The sequence below is a fragment of the Oleiphilus sp. HI0080 genome, from assembly GCF_001635135.1.
In genome coordinates, this window is sequence record NZ_LWFU01001038.1 from 1 (window position 1) to 771 (window position 771).

Sequence of the window (771 nt, forward strand, 5' to 3'; positions counted from 1 at the left end):
TTAGCAATCGTTCGAAAGCTCCTCATATTCGTTGCTTCTGCCATCAACAGGGTTAGAGGGCCCTGCCCACGAGCATGCAACGACAAACGCCCTTCAAACTTAAGTGTTCCGGTCATCAGCAGCGTGGCGGCCGTTGCCTCGGCAAGCAATTGCCTCACAACCGCTGGATATTGCTTACCTTCTATCGCTTGTAGAAAGCTATCTGAAAGCCTGACGATTTCACCTCGAATGTGGCATTCGTCAAACATAAATTTTTGAAATGAATCACCTTCAAGCATATATACTTCTCTCTGTTTAATCGTTTCGTTCTTCTTTAAAACGGTGAATCAAACGCCTATCACGCTTATTAGGTCGACGAAAAGCAACAGGCTGACTCTCACGCTCGGCCCTTCGTTCAGCAAGCTTCTGCTCGCGTTTTTCGAAGCTCTCCTCGGTTTCTTCATACAATACTTGGGCAAGCGTTGCGTTTTGCCGTCTATCTGAGATGCCTTTTACAATCACGACTTTATCTACCCAACCCTGCCGGATTGTTAGCTCAACACCCACATCAACTGTTTTTCCTGGTTTACAACGTTGCCCGTTGTACTCCACTTTCCCACCCTCGACGGCTTCTTTTGCCAGTGTTCTCGTTTTAAAAAAACGGGCAGCCCAAAGCCATTTATCAATGCGGACCTTAACTTCTGCGTTGTTCTGCTTACTCATGAATTCGGTAATATATCTAAAAACGACTTTAACAGGGGAAACGGACTCTCTTGCCTGATTGCACCCTGA

2 protein-coding genes are annotated in these 771 nt (G+C 46.3%); both read right to left on the reverse strand.

Annotation, left to right across the window (positions count from 1 at the left end; genetic code table 11):
* A partial coding sequence (locus tag A3751_RS19400) for an Hsp33 family molecular chaperone HslO (protein WP_197466530.1) occupies positions 1 to 278 on the reverse strand: 278 nt, incomplete at its 3' end.
* 16 nt (positions 279 to 294) lie between these two features.
* The coding region (locus A3751_RS19405) for an RNA-binding S4 domain-containing protein (RefSeq protein WP_369821262.1) at positions 295 to 771 on the reverse strand (477 nt) is incomplete at its 5' end.